This window comes from Kitasatospora sp. NPDC097605, assembly GCF_040302725.1.
Lineage (GTDB): Bacteria > Actinomycetota > Actinomycetes > Streptomycetales > Streptomycetaceae > Kitasatospora.
In genome coordinates this window covers 65855-79234 of the sequence record NZ_JBEOSF010000044.1, presented here as the reverse complement: position 1 = coordinate 79234, position 13380 = coordinate 65855, and the positions used below count along the sequence as shown (strand labels likewise).

General features: G+C 72.6%; 17 protein-coding genes. 5 read left to right on the top strand and 12 right to left on the bottom strand.

The window, feature by feature from the left end:
- Window positions 1-691 precede the first annotated feature (691 nt).
- From ABTX81_RS33780 to ABTX81_RS33750, 7 genes are all read right to left on the bottom strand, one after another.
- On the bottom strand, window positions 692-3046 hold the full coding sequence (locus ABTX81_RS33780) for an ATP-binding protein (protein WP_350553645.1): 2355 nt from the start codon (window positions 3044-3046) through the stop codon (window positions 692-694).
- A 63-nt stretch (window positions 3047-3109) separates the two neighbouring features.
- Window positions 3110-3745, bottom strand: coding sequence for a DUF6879 family protein (locus ABTX81_RS33775; RefSeq protein ID WP_350553643.1), 636 nt, complete (start codon window positions 3743-3745; stop codon window positions 3110-3112).
- On the bottom strand, window positions 3738-4007 hold the full coding sequence (locus ABTX81_RS33770) for a hypothetical protein (RefSeq protein ID WP_350553641.1): 270 nt from the start codon (window positions 4005-4007) through the stop codon (window positions 3738-3740). The genes ABTX81_RS33775 and ABTX81_RS33770 overlap by 8 nt, the downstream gene beginning before the upstream one ends.
- Window positions 4008-4072: 65 nt before the next feature.
- A complete protein-coding gene (locus tag ABTX81_RS33765; RefSeq protein WP_350553639.1) occupies window positions 4073-4288 on the bottom strand; it encodes a hypothetical protein in 216 nt (71 codons plus the stop codon).
- Window positions 4285-4524, bottom strand: coding sequence for a hypothetical protein (locus ABTX81_RS33760; protein ID WP_350553637.1), 240 nt, complete (start codon window positions 4522-4524; stop codon window positions 4285-4287). The genes ABTX81_RS33765 and ABTX81_RS33760 overlap by 4 nt, the downstream gene beginning before the upstream one ends.
- Complete coding sequence (locus ABTX81_RS33755) at window positions 4512-4757, bottom strand: hypothetical protein (protein ID WP_350553635.1); 246 nt, start codon at window positions 4755-4757, stop codon at window positions 4512-4514. Before ABTX81_RS33755 ends, ABTX81_RS33760 begins: the two co-directional genes overlap by 13 nt.
- On the bottom strand, window positions 4754-5179 hold the full coding sequence (locus ABTX81_RS33750) for an ATP-binding protein (RefSeq protein ID WP_350553633.1): 426 nt from the start codon (window positions 5177-5179) through the stop codon (window positions 4754-4756). The genes ABTX81_RS33755 and ABTX81_RS33750 overlap by 4 nt, the downstream gene beginning before the upstream one ends.
- Before the next feature lie 32 nt (window positions 5180-5211).
- On the opposite strand from ABTX81_RS33750, the gene ABTX81_RS33745 reads away from it, so the two are divergent.
- Entirely contained in the window at window positions 5212-5427 is a 216-nt protein-coding gene (locus ABTX81_RS33745; protein WP_350553631.1) for a DUF397 domain-containing protein, read from the top strand.
- A 115-nt stretch (window positions 5428-5542) separates the two neighbouring features.
- The gene (locus ABTX81_RS33740) at window positions 5543-5974 is read left to right on the top strand and encodes a hypothetical protein (protein ID WP_350553629.1); all 432 of its coding nucleotides are present in this window, start codon (window positions 5543-5545) and stop codon (window positions 5972-5974) included.
- A 64-nt stretch (window positions 5975-6038) separates the two neighbouring features.
- Here the strand turns inward: ABTX81_RS33740 and ABTX81_RS33735 are convergent, their stop codons facing one another.
- On the bottom strand, window positions 6039-6524 hold the full coding sequence (locus ABTX81_RS33735) for a GNAT family N-acetyltransferase (protein ID WP_350553627.1): 486 nt from the start codon (window positions 6522-6524) through the stop codon (window positions 6039-6041).
- Window positions 6525-6683: 159 nt separating this feature from the next.
- On the opposite strand from ABTX81_RS33735, the gene ABTX81_RS33730 reads away from it, so the two are divergent.
- Window positions 6684-7346, top strand: coding sequence for a hydrolase (locus ABTX81_RS33730; protein WP_350553625.1), 663 nt, complete (start codon window positions 6684-6686; stop codon window positions 7344-7346).
- 100 nt (window positions 7347-7446) lie between these two features.
- A complete protein-coding gene (locus tag ABTX81_RS33725) occupies window positions 7447-8283 on the top strand; it encodes an alpha/beta fold hydrolase (RefSeq protein WP_350553623.1) in 837 nt (278 codons plus the stop codon).
- A gap of 107 nt (window positions 8284-8390) precedes the next feature.
- On the opposite strand, the gene ABTX81_RS33720 is transcribed toward ABTX81_RS33725, so the two are convergent.
- The 4 genes from ABTX81_RS33720 to ABTX81_RS33705 all read right to left on the bottom strand — a co-directional run bounded on the left by ABTX81_RS33720 (window position 8391) and on the right by ABTX81_RS33705 (window position 12565).
- The gene (locus ABTX81_RS33720) at window positions 8391-9125 is read right to left on the bottom strand and encodes an alpha/beta fold hydrolase (RefSeq protein ID WP_350553621.1); all 735 of its coding nucleotides are present in this window, start codon (window positions 9123-9125) and stop codon (window positions 8391-8393) included.
- 91 nt (window positions 9126-9216) lie between these two features.
- Complete coding sequence (locus ABTX81_RS33715) at window positions 9217-10065, bottom strand: helix-turn-helix domain-containing protein (protein WP_350553619.1); 849 nt, start codon at window positions 10063-10065, stop codon at window positions 9217-9219.
- 199 nt (window positions 10066-10264) lie between these two features.
- On the bottom strand, window positions 10265-11095 hold the full coding sequence (locus tag ABTX81_RS33710; protein ID WP_350553617.1) for an alpha/beta fold hydrolase: 831 nt from the start codon (window positions 11093-11095) through the stop codon (window positions 10265-10267).
- A 222-nt stretch (window positions 11096-11317) separates the two neighbouring features.
- Complete coding sequence (locus ABTX81_RS33705) at window positions 11318-12565, bottom strand: PucR family transcriptional regulator (protein ID WP_350553615.1); 1248 nt, start codon at window positions 12563-12565, stop codon at window positions 11318-11320.
- A gap of 358 nt (window positions 12566-12923) precedes the next feature.
- Between ABTX81_RS33705 and ABTX81_RS33700 the strand changes: the two genes are divergently transcribed.
- A complete protein-coding gene (locus ABTX81_RS33700) occupies window positions 12924-13379 on the top strand; it encodes an SsgA family sporulation/cell division regulator (protein ID WP_350553613.1) in 456 nt (151 codons plus the stop codon).
- Window position 13380: the final 1 nt, after the last annotated feature.

Sequence of the window (13380 nt, the reverse complement as noted above, 5' to 3'; positions counted from 1 at the left end):
ACCCCATGCGGGAAGCGTAGGTATTTCCAGAGGATTGGCCGCCCCGGGACCGTCCGCGCCGATGCGTGTCCGGTGCTCCCTGTCGAGCGACTAGGAAACACTACCCCTCCCCCCTGGTCGGGGCAAGTCGTCGCTGGTCACAGCTCTCCTCGGCCCGGGCGCGGGGAGGGCGGCGGTGCCGGCGTCCCGGTCCTGCGGTCCCGCCACAGCACCACCAGGACGCCGCCGACGCCCACGAAGAGTGCGGCGGCGGCTCCGGCCACGGGGAGCAATGGGCTGGCGCCGGTACTGGGCAGCGCCCCGGACCGGGTCGCAGGGTCCACCGGCGCAGCCGGCGCCGGGACCCGAGCGGCCCTCGGTGTCTCCGAGACCGGCACTGCGGGCATCGCGCAGCCGCCGAGGCCCACCATCGCCAGTACCGCGACCGCCGCGGCACACGTCGTCCGCTTCCCTGTTCTTCCCACGGTCCCCACTCTCATCGCCGACGGACACCGTCGCCCTGTCTGACCAGGCGTGCCCAGCACAGCGGGAGAACCGGACCCTCCGCACCCGGATTGCCCGATATTCACTTGTGCGTGTGACCCGCACCCCTCACACAATCCCCACCCAGTTCGAGCCCTGCGCACAGAGTCCACTCGCTGTCGACGAACCGGGGTGCCGGCTCGGGGCAGATGACTCTTTGCGGGCTGGATCAGGCGTCCGGGCCGAGGGCGCTCGTCAATCGGCCGCGCAGGCGAAGGGCGCCCGGGTCGGTGAACTCGTCGAGCAGCGCCAGCGCCTCGCGTCGGTGCTGCCGAACGGCTTCCGGGTCCTCGCCGCTCTCCAGCGCGGTGGCGAGGTGGCAGAGGGCTGTCGCCTCCTGCCACCGCTCGCCCAGCTCACGGTGCACGGCGACGGCCCGGCGGTGGAACCCGGTCGCTTCCTGGGGCCGGCCGAGGTCGAGGTGGGCGCGGCCGGCCCCGTCCCAGGCCAGCGCTTCGCGGCTGCGGTCGCCGAGGCCGCGCTGCAGGACGGCGGCCCGGTGGTAGGAGACGAGAGCGTCGGCGGGTTGGCCGGCGGCGCGCTGGGCATGCCCGAGTTGCGTCAGCCAGTGGCCCTCCGCCACGGCGCTGTCGAGGTCCACCGCAAGGTCGACCGCCCGCTGAGCATTGTCCAGTGCCTCGGCCACCCGCCCACCCTCGAGCTGGATCAGGCTGAGGACGCACAGCGCGTTCCCCTCCGCCCAGCGGTCGGCGCGGTCGCGGAAGGTCTCCAAGCCGGACCGGACCAGGCGCTCGGCCTCGGTGAGCCGGCCGAGCGCGGCCTCGACCTCGGCGAGGTTGACCGCGGTGCGCGGCTCCCAGTAGGTGTCCTCGATGGCCCGGAACAAGGCCCCGGCCCGCTCGAACGCCTCCCGCGCGTCCGTGAGCCGGCGTCGGCGCAGCCGCAGCAACCCCAGCCCGTTGAGGGTCAGAGCCTCCCCTGCGGGATCGTCGAGCTCGCGGCGGATGACCAGTGCCGCCCGGTACTGGTCGACCGCGCGGTCGAGCCGGCCGGACTGCGTGTACGCCATGCCCAGGCTCTCGTGCAGTTCCGCCTGCGCGTGCCGGTCCTCGTCGCGTCGGGCGGCGTCCAGCCCCAGCCGCGAGGTCTCGAACCAGTCCTGGAAGGGATTGCGCACCATGTAGAAGGCGCGGAGAACGATCGCCAGCCGGTGGACGTAGCCGTCCAGCCCCAGGGCGGTCGCGGTCCGGACGGTGGCCGCGAGGTTCTCCCGCTCCGCCTCGAACCACCGCATCGCGGTGGTGTCGTCGTCGAAGGCCGTCGGCTCCACGTCCGGATCGAGGGGAGCCAGTAGTACTCGGGGCTCGTGGGGAGCGGTGCGGGCCTGGGCCGCGTCCGCCGTGTGCAGGTACCAGGCGAGCACCCGCCGGACGGCGTGCTCGCTCTCCTGCGGTTCCTGCGCGCTGCGCGCCTGGTCCACGGCGTAGGCGCGCAGCAGGTCGTGGAACCGGAAGCGGTCCGCGGCGGTCTGTTCGACCATGTGGGTCGCGACGAGCGCGTCCAGCAGGCGGCGCGCCTGCCTGACCCCGGTCGCGATGAGCGCGGCCGCGGCCGCGGTGCTGAATTCCCCTGTGGGGTGGAGGCCGAGCATGCGGAACAGCCGTGCGGCGTCGGCCGGCAGGGCGCGGTAGGACCAGGCGAAGACGGAGCGGACGGCCTCGGACTCCTCCTCGTCCTCGCTGGAGAGCGCGTCCCAGAGGCTGGACTCGTCCCGGAGGTCCTGGATCAGGTCGTTCAGGAGCATGCGCGGCCGACCGGCGGCGCGTTCGGCGGCGATCCGCAGGGCCAGCGGCAGGCGCGCGCAGAGCCGGGCCAGCTGGACGAGCTCGGCGGGGTCGTCCTCGCTGCGGTAGTCCGAGGTCACCGCGCGCAGGAGCTCGACGGCGTCGTGCTCCGCGAGCACCTCCAGGGTCAGGTGCCGGGCGCCCTCCCGCACGCCGAGGCCGGACAGGCGGTGGCGGCTGGTCACCACCACCAGCCCGCCGGGGGTGCCGGGCAGCAACGGGCGGACCTGGGCCGCGCGCGAGGCGTTGTCGAGCACGATCAGCATCCGCCGACCGGCCACCAGCGAGCGGTAGGTCGACGCCAGCGCCTCGAGATCGGTGGGAATCGCCGTGGCGGGTACGCCGAGGGCGCGCAGGAAGCGTTCGAGCACCTGGGCGGGGGCGGTGGGCTCCTGCGGGTCGTAGCCGTGCAGGTTCGCGTACAGCTGGCCGTCCGGGAACTGCTCGCGGACGGCGTGCGCCCAGTGCAGGGCGAGGGAGGTCTTGCCGACGCCGGCCGTGCCGGTGAGCACCAGGATCCGCGGCCCGCGCGGGTGCTCGGCCAGCAGGTGGTTCATGGCCTGCTGTTCCGCCGACCGGTTGACGAAGCCGCGGACGTCCGTGGGCAGCTGCCACGGGACGGCTTCACCGTGCCTGGTGGGCGGCAACGGTGCGGCGTGGATGTGCAGGGGCCCCAGGATGTCCCGGGCCTGCACGACGTTGCCTGCCGAACCGGACATGGACGAGGAGACGGACGAGCCGGTGTGGTCCGGTGAGCCCTCGGGTCTCTCCTGCGGCACGGCTCAGCGCCCCGCCCTTGCCCCGGCCGGCCGCGGTCCGTCGGGCCGCAGTCCCCCCGCCTCGCGAGCCATGAAGCCGGCGATGTCCTCGCCCCGGCCGTACAGGCCGGCGATGAACTCGACGACCCGTTCCCGAACCGGCCGGCCCGTGTAGCGGGTCGCCCCGTCGAGGACGCCGTCCGCGTCGTACCCGATGTCGTAGACGGTGTCCGGACCGAGGGTGACGAGCTCCGGCAGCGGCCCGTCCTGCTCGTACGGCGCGATCACGTCCGGGCCGACGACCCGGATCAGCTCGCCGCACTCGGCGCGCAGCCGCAGCAGGTGCAGTTCCCAGGCGAGATAGGGGGTGACCGGGAACTCGACGACGCGTACGCGCAGCATGCGGGTGTCGTGTTCGGCGGCCGTGCGGGCGAGTTGGAGCAGGTCGTCGCGCATGGCGTCGATCAGACGGAGGGACCGCGCCCAGTCCCCCTCAACGTAGGCGCGCCAGCTGGGGTCCCCGGGCTCCTGGAAGTCCTGGCGGCGTTCGAGCTTCCACGAGTCGTAGCCGTCGACCGCGAAGTCCCGGCGGCGGAAGTCCGCCCGGTACTCGTCGAGGGGCAGCCGGTCGCCCGGCAGGTCGCCGAGGAAGTCAGGCATCCGGGAGGTCCGCCTTCGCGGAGAGGAGGGTGGCGCGGGGGATGACCACCAGGCGCCCGCCCTCCCCGACGGCCACGTCGTGCGGGAGCCCGGCCCGGTAGGCGGCGGTCAGGTCACGGCCGATGACGGCGATGTCGCCGTTGTCGAGTTCCCAGATGTCGGGACAGCCGTCCCGGCCTCCGGTGGTGCCCAGCTCCGTCGGCGACTTGCCGAGGCGCCGGGTCATAACGGCGTCGGGATCGGCGTCCCACGGCTGGCTCATCACGCCCCCGGGCGGTCAAGTGTGAGTAGTCGGCCAATCACCGTACGGACTCGACTGACTTGCCGTCAATCATGTTCCGTCGTACGAGGGATGTTGTCGCGTATGGCGACCTTGCTCCGGCGCTCTCGGTAGTCGGGATGCTTGTCGGGGTGGGACGGGTGGTCGTCGAAGTGGGAGATCCGCAGGGTCGCGATGACGCCGAGGAAGACGGTGGCGAAGGCGAGTGCGACCAGGACCGTGAGGGCGGCGCCGACCAGGAGGCCGGCGCCGTTGAGACTCATCGGTGGGCCCCGATGACCCGGTGGCCGAGGCGGTCGGCGAGGCCGTGGAGCAGGTCCTCGGCCTGGTCGCGGGCGAGGGCGACCGCGAGTTCCTCCCCCGGCCCGACGTGGATGTCGAGGTCGACGGCCGCCCGGAGCTGCACGGCCGCGTCCGGGGCGGACTCGGCCGTGAGGTAGGCGACGGTGGTCCGCTCCGCGTGGGTCGCCCCGCCGAGGAGGGGGATCACGACTCCCACGGCCGGTCACCCCTCTCCCGGAGGACGTGGAGGAGGTTGAGGACGGTGGCCACGGAGGTGTCACCGAAGTCGACGAGGAGGCGGCCGTCGATGCTGGTTCCGTTGACGGCCGCGGAGCCCCAATGGATGCCGAACGGCTTTCCGCGCTCGTGGAGTTCGCGGAGGAGGGCGGTGACCTCGGGCTCGGTGTAGGTGCGCAGGTACGTGTCGCCAGGGGCGATGGGGCCGTTCACGCGGCGGCGTCCAGCTCGAACCAGGTGACCTTGCCGGTCTTGACCGGGTCGACGCCGAACCGGTGGGTGAGGGCGCGCACGAGGTGGAGCCCGCGCCCGGAGACGGCGTAGGGGTCGGCGGGGAGGCGGGGCTCGGGCGGCAGGTCGGGGCAGTCGTCGCAGACGGAGACGCGGAGCACGGCGGACCGGAGGGAGACCAGGACGGGCGGCGCCGGGGAGCCCGCGTGCTGCCAGGCGTTGATGTACAGCTCGTGGAAGGCGAGTTCGGCGTCGGCGATGGCGTCCGGCGCCCAGCCGGCGGAGAGGAGCATCGCGCGGAGTATTCGAATCTTCGACTCCCCGGCGCACACGGCGAGATTCCGATCCCTGCTCGCCCGGTTCGAGTCCTGCGCCCTCTCGGAGGAGAACTCCCGCGACTTCATCGCATCCCTGAAGAAGGAAGTGGAAAGCAAGCATGCATAGCTCGGCTTGGCAGAAGTCCAGCTACTCCGGTGCGAACGACGAGTGCGTCGAGGTGCGTACCACGGACGGACTGATCGAGCTTCGCGAGTCCGACGACACCGACCCCATAGTCCGTACCACCCCTGCCGAGTTCGCCGCGCTCCTCCGAGCCGCCAAGGCCGGCGCGTTGGACCCCTATGGAGCGGCTCCTCCGGTGGCCGGTTGCTGACAGGGCGGGCGGCTATCCCCGTTCGTGGCGGCATGTGACAATCCGACCAGAGCGATGTGACATGTCACATGTGTTCCCGGTGTCCACCGGGAACACCCAACGAGGGAGGAAACCCATGAAACGCTTTGCCGCTGTTCTCGCCGGCACCGCCGCCCTGGCCGCGCTGACCGGAGTCCAGACCGCCTCCGCCAACCCCGTGGGCGTCACCACGTGCGGTACCCCGGGTGTGCCGAACCACGTCACGGTCAGGGCCTGTATCAACATCAACCAGGGCCACGTCTACGCGTTCGGTCGCGCCACTCCGTACAGCGCGACCTGGCAGGACCAGCAGGTCTCCTTCCAGCTGACCACCATCGGCATCACCAACCCGGCGCTCGGCACCGTCTACCCGACCGTCCTGATCGAGGCCAACGGGCCGGCCCAGGAGATCGGCAGCGTCACCGGCGACGTGCCCTGCGGCTCGCAGGTGACCGCCACGTTCACCGTGACCCAGCCCGGCTGGTACCCGTCGTCCTCGACGGTCTCGACCGTCGTGAACTACTGCTGACCCCGACCGGCCGGAACCAGGGCCGCCCCTCTCTCGGCGGAGCGAGGGGCGGCTCTTCGCCGTCTCAGAGGCGGCGGAACATGAAGTGCTGGCCGACGTAGCCGTGGTCGGGGTGGTCGAAGACCTCGGGGACGGTGCCGATGATCTCGAAGCCGAGGGACTGCCAGAGGTGGACGGCGGGTTCGTTGGTCTCCACGACGGCGTTGAACTGGATGCCGTGGTAGCCCTCGGAGCGGTGCCAGGCGATGACGTGCTCGCCGAGGGCGCGGCCGATGCCGCGGCCCTGGTGGGCGGGGTCGACGAGGAAGGAGGCGGTGCCGATGTGGGAGCCGCGGCCGGGCTTGTTGGGGCCCATCTTGGCGGAGCCAGCGATGCGGCCGTCCAGGACGGCGACGACCGTGCGGCCGGGGGGCTGCTCCATCCACCAGGGCCTGGCCTCGTCGAGGGTCTGCCGCTCGGGGAAGGCGTACGTCCGGCCCTCGGCCATGATCGCGGAGTAGAAGGGGTAGATGCTCGGCCAGTCCTCGTCCGAGGCGGTGCGGATCTCCATGCGGCACAGGCTATGCGCTGTCGGGACAGCGGTGGGACGCGGAACGAGCAGAAGGGCCGGAGGTCCGGCCGTAGCGTCGTTCCCGTGAGCGCCCCAGGGAACCGGGCGAGCGCCTGACGTTACGTCAAGCCCCTGTACTGAGAAGGAAAGAGAAGACCCATGGTCGACATCGCTTCGGTCCACGCCGCCCCGAGCCCGGACCTGCTGACCCCCGAGAACTCGATGATGCTGTTCGTCGACCACCAGCCGCAGATGTTCTTCGGCACCGGCAGCGGCGACCGCACCGCGATCATCAACTCCACCGTCGGCCTCGCCAAGGCCGCAAAGATCTTCGACGTGCCGGTGGTCCTGTCCACCGTCGCCGCCGAGTCCTTCTCGGGCCCGATCCTCCCGCAGCTGCGCGAGGTCTTCCCCGACCAGGAGGTCATCGACCGCACCTCGATGAACGCCTGGGAGGACGAGGCGCTGGTCGAGGCGGTCAAGGCGACCGGCCGTAAGAAGATCATCCTGTCGGGCCTGTGGACCGAGGTCTGCCTGGTCCTGCCGGCGCTCTCCGCGCTGGACCAGGGCTACGAGGTGTACGTCGTCGCCGACGCCTCCGGCGGTGTCAGCCCGCTGGCCCACGAGCACGCCATCCAGCGGATGACCGCCGCCGGCGCCGTGCCGGTCACCTGGGTGCAGGTGCTGCTGGAGCTCCAGCGCGACTGGGCCCGCAGCGAGACCTACGTCGCGGTGACCGACCTGGTCAAGGAGCACGCCGGTGCCTACGGCCTCGGCGTCTTCTACGCCCAGTCGATGATCAACCCGCACGCCGCCGGCTGACCGGCCGGATCACCGCCACTCCCCTGATCGGGCCCTGCCGCACCGGTGCGGCGGGGCCCGATCGATTCCCGGCACACCCCCAGAGACAAAGGACTTCACCATGCCGTTCATCACCGTCGGCCAGGAGAACACCGCTCCGATCGAGCTCTACTACGAGGACCACGGCACCGGCCAGGCGGTCGTGCTGATCCACGGCTTCCCGCTGAACGGCGCCTCCTGGGAGCGCCAGAGCGCCGCGCTGCTCGACGCCGGCTACCGGGTCATCACCTACGACCGCCGCGGCTTCGGCCGTTCCTCGCAGCCGACCACCGGCTACGACTACGACACCTTCACCGCCGACCTGAACACCGTCCTGGAGACCCTGGACGTCCGGGACGCCGTCCTGGTCGGCTTCTCGATGGGCACCGGCGAGGCCGCCCGCTACGTCGCCCAGTACGGCACCGAGCGCATCGCCAAGGTCGCCTTCCTCGCCTCGCTGGAGCCGTGGCTGCTGAAGAACGACGAGAACCCGGACGGCGCCGCCCCGCGGGAGTTCTTCGACGGCGTCGTCGCGGCCGTGAAGGCCGACCGCTTCGCCTTCTACACCGACTTCTTCAACGACTTCTACAACCTGGACGAGAACCTCGGCACCCGGATCAGCGAGGAGGCCGTCCGCAACAGCTGGAACGTCGCCGCGAGCGGCGGCGCCTTCGCCGCCTCGGCCGCGCCGTCCACCTGGTACACCGACTTCCGCGCCGACGTCGCCCGGATCGACGTGCCCGCCCTGATCCTGCACGGCACCGGCGACCGCACCCTGCCGATCGAGAACACCGCGCGCCAGTTCCACAAGGCGCTGCCCGCCGCCGACTACGTGGAGATCGAGGGCGCCCCGCACGGCCTGCTCTGGACCCACGCCGAGGAGGTCAACGCCGCGCTGCTGGCCTTCCTGGCGAAGTAGGCCGAAGGAAGCGAAGGAAGGCAGAAGAAGGCGAAGGAAGCAGGACAGCCGCATGCCACCGCGCCCGGCCCCCGTCACCACGGGGCCGGGCGCGGTGGCATGCGGCGTCAGCCGGCGGCCGGCCTGGCGGCGTCGTGGATGAACTCCGCGACCGTCGTCGGCCGGGAGACGGCCACCGCGTGCGAGGCCTCGGGCAGCTCCAGGACGGTGGCGCCGGCCCGCTCGGCCGTGAACCGCTGCACCGGCGGCGGCAGGGCGCGGTCGGCACCGGTCACCAGGGCCCACGAGGGCTTGCCGCGCCAGGCCGCCACGGTCGGCGCGTCGGTGAACACCCGTTCGTCGACCGGCCGTTGCAGCGCCGCGAGCACCCGTGCCACCTCCGGGTCGAGGTCGGCGGCGACGAGCGGGCCGAAGCAGTCCCCGGGCACCGAGAGCTCGGTCGCCTGCCCGACCGGAGCGGTGGCGTACGCGGTGCGCCGCAGCCGGGAGAGCAGCGGCGAGGGGGTGAAGCGCTGCGCGAGGGCGTCGTAGCTCTCGCCCACCTCGGGCAGGTACGCGGCGACGTAGACCAGCGCGACGACGTTGGGCGCCGCGCCCGCCTCGGTGATCACGGCGCCCCCGTAGGAGTGGCCGACGAGGACGACGGGGCCGTCGATCCCGGCGAGCACCGAGGTCAGGTAGGCGGCGTCGTGGGCGAGCCCGCGCAGCGGATTGGCGGCGGCGAGCACGGTCAGGCCGCGCCGGTGGAGTTCGGCGACGACGCCGACCCAGCTGGTCGCGTCGGAACAGCCGTCGTGGACCAGCACGACGGTGGGTCTGGCGGAGGACGGGGCGGAGGACATGGCGGCCTTTCACAGGGCTGCGGGCCGGCGGGGTCCGCGCGGTGGGCGGGCGGGCCCCGCCGGCCCGCGGGGGGACGGCGGGGGAAGGGGGTCAGGAGGCCTGCTGCCGGGCGTCGGCGTGCGCGGCGTAGGCCTGCCACTCGCGCGGCGAGACGCCGTAGGTCTCGCGGAACGCGCGGCTGAAGTGGGAGTGGCTGACGAAGCCCCAGCGGTGGGCGACGGCGGCGACGCCGGCCTGCCGGCGGGACGGCCGCTCCAGCTCCCGGCGGCAGGCGTCAAGGCGCCGCCCGCGCACGAACTGGCCGACGGTCGTGCCGTCCTGCTGGAAGAGCTTGTGCAGGTAGCGCACCGAGATGTGCTGCGAGCGGGCGATCGACTCGGGCGAGAGGTCCGGGTCGGCGAGGTTCTCCTCGATGTGGCCGCGGATCCGCTCCAGGATCCCGCCCGCGGCGGTCGGCTGCTCCGGGTCGACCCGTTCGAGCAGCTCGGTCACCAGGATGGCGACGATGTCGGAGACGCTGCGCGCCAGGTGGTGGCCCGGCCGGGACCGGTGGGAGCGGAGCTCCGAGGCGAGGGTGCGCAGGAACTGGGAGGCGAGCGAGCCGACGCCCGCGTCCCCCCGGGCCAGCAGCCCGCCGGTGCGCCGGACGTCGCTGTGCCGCACGCCCAGGTAGAAGCAGGGGACGCGGAAGTGGACCATCCGGCACCCGGGGTCGGACAGCAGGCCCATCGGGTGCGGGGTGGTGCCGATCAGCAGGTCGCCGGGCTCCAGGGACGTACTGGCGCCGTCGCGGCGCAGCGAGGCCGTGCCCTGGAGGTGCAGGGCGACGTAGAGGCAGTCGCCGGGATCGGCGCCGGGCGGCGGCGCGAGGACGTCGATGCAACCGGCGCCGCCGTGGTGGGCGGCCCCGGTGGACTGGTGGTGCGCGGTTTCGGGCATGGGTGAGGGACCCGACTGGATCACGGGAGGCTCCGACCGGTTCGTATGGATCTGCGCTGGGTGCCCAGGGCAGGGTGGCGCGCCGCCCGCCGCTCGGCGGCGGGGCGCTCAAAAGGTGTTCAGAAGGTGCTCAGAAGGTGTTCAGGAATACAGAGGATCAGAGGATCAGAGGATCAGAAGGACGAGAGGAGGTGCGCGCTCAGGAGAGGAACTTCTCCACGACGGCGTTGAACGCGGCGGGGTTCTCCAGGAAGGGGAAGTGCGAGCTCGCCACCTCCTCCGGGAAGACGTGCAGTTCGGCGCCGGGGATCCGCCCGGCGACGAACGCCTGCGAGGCGGGGTCCACATGGCTCCCCTCGCAGCCGAGCACCAGGGTGGGGACGTCGATCCGGGGCAGGACGTCGCGCCAGTCCTGGGCGCAGTGGTCGAAGAGCAGCGGGACGCCCGCGTACGCCGGGGTGGCGCGGATCTGCTCGGTCACGAAGGCCAGCAGCCCGGGATCGGTGTCACCGCTGAACATCGAGCGCACGAAGCCTTCGCGGACCTCGGCGCCGTCCGGACCGGCCAGCGCTGCGCAGAGCTCCAGCAGCCCCGCGACGTCGAAGATGGCGCCGGACGCGCGCTGCTCCGCCTCCGTCGTCCACGGCACCGCCGCCACCGCGGCGGGCTGGTCGACGACGACGAACCGGCGGATGCGGCCGGTGCCGTACTGGTCGACGAAGCTCCACCACACGGAGGCGCCCATCGACCAGCCCAGCGCGTCGAAGCCCGCCAGGCCGAGGTGGTCGACCAGGCCGAGGACGTCCCGGGCCAGCCGGGCGACGCGGTAGCCGTGGCGCGGCTTCTCCGAGCGGCCGTGGCCCCGGAGGTCCACCGTGACGACGCGCCGTCCGGGGGCCAGCCCCTCGGTCTGGTGGCGGAACATCTCCTGGGTCTGGCCCCAGCCGTGGAGCATGACCAGCGGAACCCCGTCGCCGCCACTGTCGCGGTAGGCCAGGCGCACCCCGTCGTCGGTGGTCAGTTCGTGCATGGTGGTCGTTCGCGTCCGTTCGTGTCGGCGGGTACGTCTGAGGGGTCCGGTTCCCGGTGGGCGGCCGGGGGGCGGAGGGACGAGTGGCAGCTCGTAGTGACGATTCTGGTCGCCCGCGGGGCCCGCCGACCACCGACCGGCGTAGGGATTGCCCGACGGAGCTTCATCACTCTGTAGCAACCGGGCGTCCTCGTTCTGTAGGAACGGGCCGGGGCCGCGGGGTCAGGCCGGGCGTTCGGCGGGGGTGTGCAGCAGGTCCCACAGGCGCAGCCCCATGTGCAGCACCAGCCGGTGCGCACCGTCGTCGAGGTCCAGGCCGGTGATCTCCTGGATCTGCCGCAGCCGGTAGTAGAGGGAGGTGCGGTGGACCTCCAGGATCTCCGCCGTCCTCGGAACCGAGCCGGCGTTCTCCAGGAAGCAGCGCAGGGTCTCCTCCAGGCGGGCGTGGGCGCCGCCGCCCAGCAGCCGGCGCAGCGGCTCGGGGACGAGGAAGTCGTTGAGCGCGCTGTCGGGCAGTTGGAGGAGCACGGCGTACTCGCCGAGCCGTTCCCAGTCCCCGATGCCGCCCAGCTGGGGCAGCCGGCGGGCGGCGCGCACCGCCACCCGGGCCTGGTCGTGGGAGATCCAGGCGTCGCCGAGTTCCGCCCGGCGCCCGCCGACGCCGACCACCGTCGCGGCCCCCCGGTCCAGGAAGGTCTCCAGTGAGCGGACGATGCCGCGGGACTGCAGATCCAGGTCCTCCTCGGAAGGCTCCCGCTCGAAGACCTGCACCAGGACCGCCCGGTCCTGCTCGATCGCGAGCAGGCCGTGGGCCGTGCGGGTCTGCCGGAACGGCTCCAGGGCGCCGCGCAGCGCCACCTCGATCCGGCCGGAGGGTCCGCGCAGCCCGGAGACGGCCACATGGGTGACCACCACGTGCGGGCCGGCCGGCAGCAGACCGTCGTCCAGCAGCCGCCGGCGCGCCGTGCTGCGCTGCGCCGAGTCCGGGCCGACCAGCCGGTTCACCAGGCTCCGGGTCTGCTCCTCGTCCGCGTCGGAGGCCAGGCGCTCGGCGTACATCTCGGCGGCCACGGCGCGGGAGACCCGGGCGATGGCCGCGGTCTCGGCCTCGGTGAGGTCCCCTTCCTTCGCCACGACCATGAGGATGCCCAGCATGTGGCCGCGTTCGAGGATCGGGACGCAGTAGCGCGGCTGCAGTCCCAGGTCGTCGCGGCCGTCCAGATGGCCCGGCCTGGTCCACTGCGCCACGCCCCGGGACAGCACGTAGCGGATGGTCTCGTCGTCCGCTATGCCCTGGAGCAGCGTGCGCACCCGCACCCGGTCCTCGTCGCCGAAGTGACGGCTGGTGCAGATCATCCGCACCAGCGGGTCGTCGAGGACGACGGAACGCCCCAGCTCCTCGGCCAGGCCGTCCACCAGCGACTGCAGCGCCTCGCCTCCTGGGCTCGCGCGCTGGATCCACCTCTTCATATCCGCACCTCCGGCCGCATTCATACAGGAAGCGAAACCAAGTGGACAAACATTCAACAAAACGAGAAAACCCCAGGCCACCGGCGGATCGGGCGGCGGGTACCGGGTAGTGCGCCTCCGTCCCGTCCGGTGCGACGGGCGGACGGTGCGCTGATCGTCATGTCGCGGTGCACCGGTGGAACATCTCCCCCGCCGCCGCCTCCTACCGTGGGCGGTGACCCGCCTCTCCCCTGTTCACCGGCAGCTCCCAGGGCCCGAGGCGAGAGCAGCGCGCCGCAGCCGGTCTCCGGCGGGCGGCCCTCTTCGCCCCACCCCGGCCGGCGCCGTCCCAGGCCCGGCCCCGACCCCGGAGACCTCCATGCCCGCGCCCCACTCGCTCCCCAGCCCGCAGCCCTGCCCGGAGACCGCCAGCACCGACATCGTGCTCGACGCGCGGATCGTGCTCGGCGAGGACCAGTCCCTCGGCATCCCGGTGCGCTTCACCTACCACCGCGACGACCCGTTCGCCGTCTCCCTCGAATTCCTCGGCGCCGCCGCCGAGGCCGGCACCTGGCAGTTCGCCCGCGACCTGCTCTGGGAGGGCCTGCAGCGGCCGGCCGGCACCGGCGACGTGCGGATCTGGCCGCCCTGCACCTGCCACGGCCGTGCCTCGCTGCGGATCATGCTCCAGGGGCAGGACGGCTCGGTGCTCGTCGACCTGCCGGCCCGCCAGCTGCGGCGCTGGCTGCGCCGGGAGAGTTTCGCGCTCGTCCCCCGGGGCACCGAGGGGTCGCTGATCGACTGGGACGCGGAGCTGGGGGGCCTGCCGGGCTGAC

Bases quoted from the DNA above. Each gene is read 5' to 3' on its own strand.
- ABTX81_RS33770 (WP_350553641.1), bottom strand. From the start codon at position 4,007: ATGAGCCAGCCGTGGGACGCCGATCCCGACGCCGTTATGACCCGGCGC.
- ABTX81_RS33730 (WP_350553625.1), top strand. From the start codon at position 6,684: ATGGTCGACATCGCTTCGGTCCACGCCGCCCCGAGCCCGGACCTGCTG.
- ABTX81_RS33735 (WP_350553627.1), bottom strand. From the start codon at position 6,524: ATGGAGATCCGCACCGCCTCGGACGAGGACTGGCCGAGCATCTACCCC.
- ABTX81_RS33700 (WP_350553613.1), top strand. From the start codon at position 12,924: ATGCCCGCGCCCCACTCGCTCCCCAGCCCGCAGCCCTGCCCGGAGACC.
- ABTX81_RS33765 (WP_350553639.1), bottom strand. From the start codon at position 4,288: ATGAGTCTCAACGGCGCCGGCCTCCTGGTCGGCGCCGCCCTCACGGTC.
- ABTX81_RS33725 (WP_350553623.1), top strand. From the start codon at position 7,447: ATGCCGTTCATCACCGTCGGCCAGGAGAACACCGCTCCGATCGAGCTC.
- ABTX81_RS33780 (WP_350553645.1), bottom strand. From the start codon at position 3,046: ATGTCCGGTTCGGCAGGCAACGTCGTGCAGGCCCGGGACATCCTGGGG.
- ABTX81_RS33715 (WP_350553619.1), bottom strand. From the start codon at position 10,065: ATGCCCGAAACCGCGCACCACCAGTCCACCGGGGCCGCCCACCACGGC.
- ABTX81_RS33705 (WP_350553615.1), bottom strand. From the start codon at position 12,565: ATGAAGAGGTGGATCCAGCGCGCGAGCCCAGGAGGCGAGGCGCTGCAG.
- ABTX81_RS33745 (WP_350553631.1), top strand. From the start codon at position 5,212: ATGCATAGCTCGGCTTGGCAGAAGTCCAGCTACTCCGGTGCGAACGAC.
- ABTX81_RS33750 (WP_350553633.1), bottom strand. From the start codon at position 5,179: ATGAAGTCGCGGGAGTTCTCCTCCGAGAGGGCGCAGGACTCGAACCGG.
- ABTX81_RS33710 (WP_350553617.1), bottom strand. From the start codon at position 11,095: ATGCACGAACTGACCACCGACGACGGGGTGCGCCTGGCCTACCGCGAC.
- ABTX81_RS33740 (WP_350553629.1), top strand. From the start codon at position 5,543: ATGAAACGCTTTGCCGCTGTTCTCGCCGGCACCGCCGCCCTGGCCGCG.
- ABTX81_RS33775 (WP_350553643.1), bottom strand. From the start codon at position 3,745: ATGCCTGACTTCCTCGGCGACCTGCCGGGCGACCGGCTGCCCCTCGAC.
- ABTX81_RS33720 (WP_350553621.1), bottom strand. From the start codon at position 9,125: ATGTCCTCCGCCCCGTCCTCCGCCAGACCCACCGTCGTGCTGGTCCAC.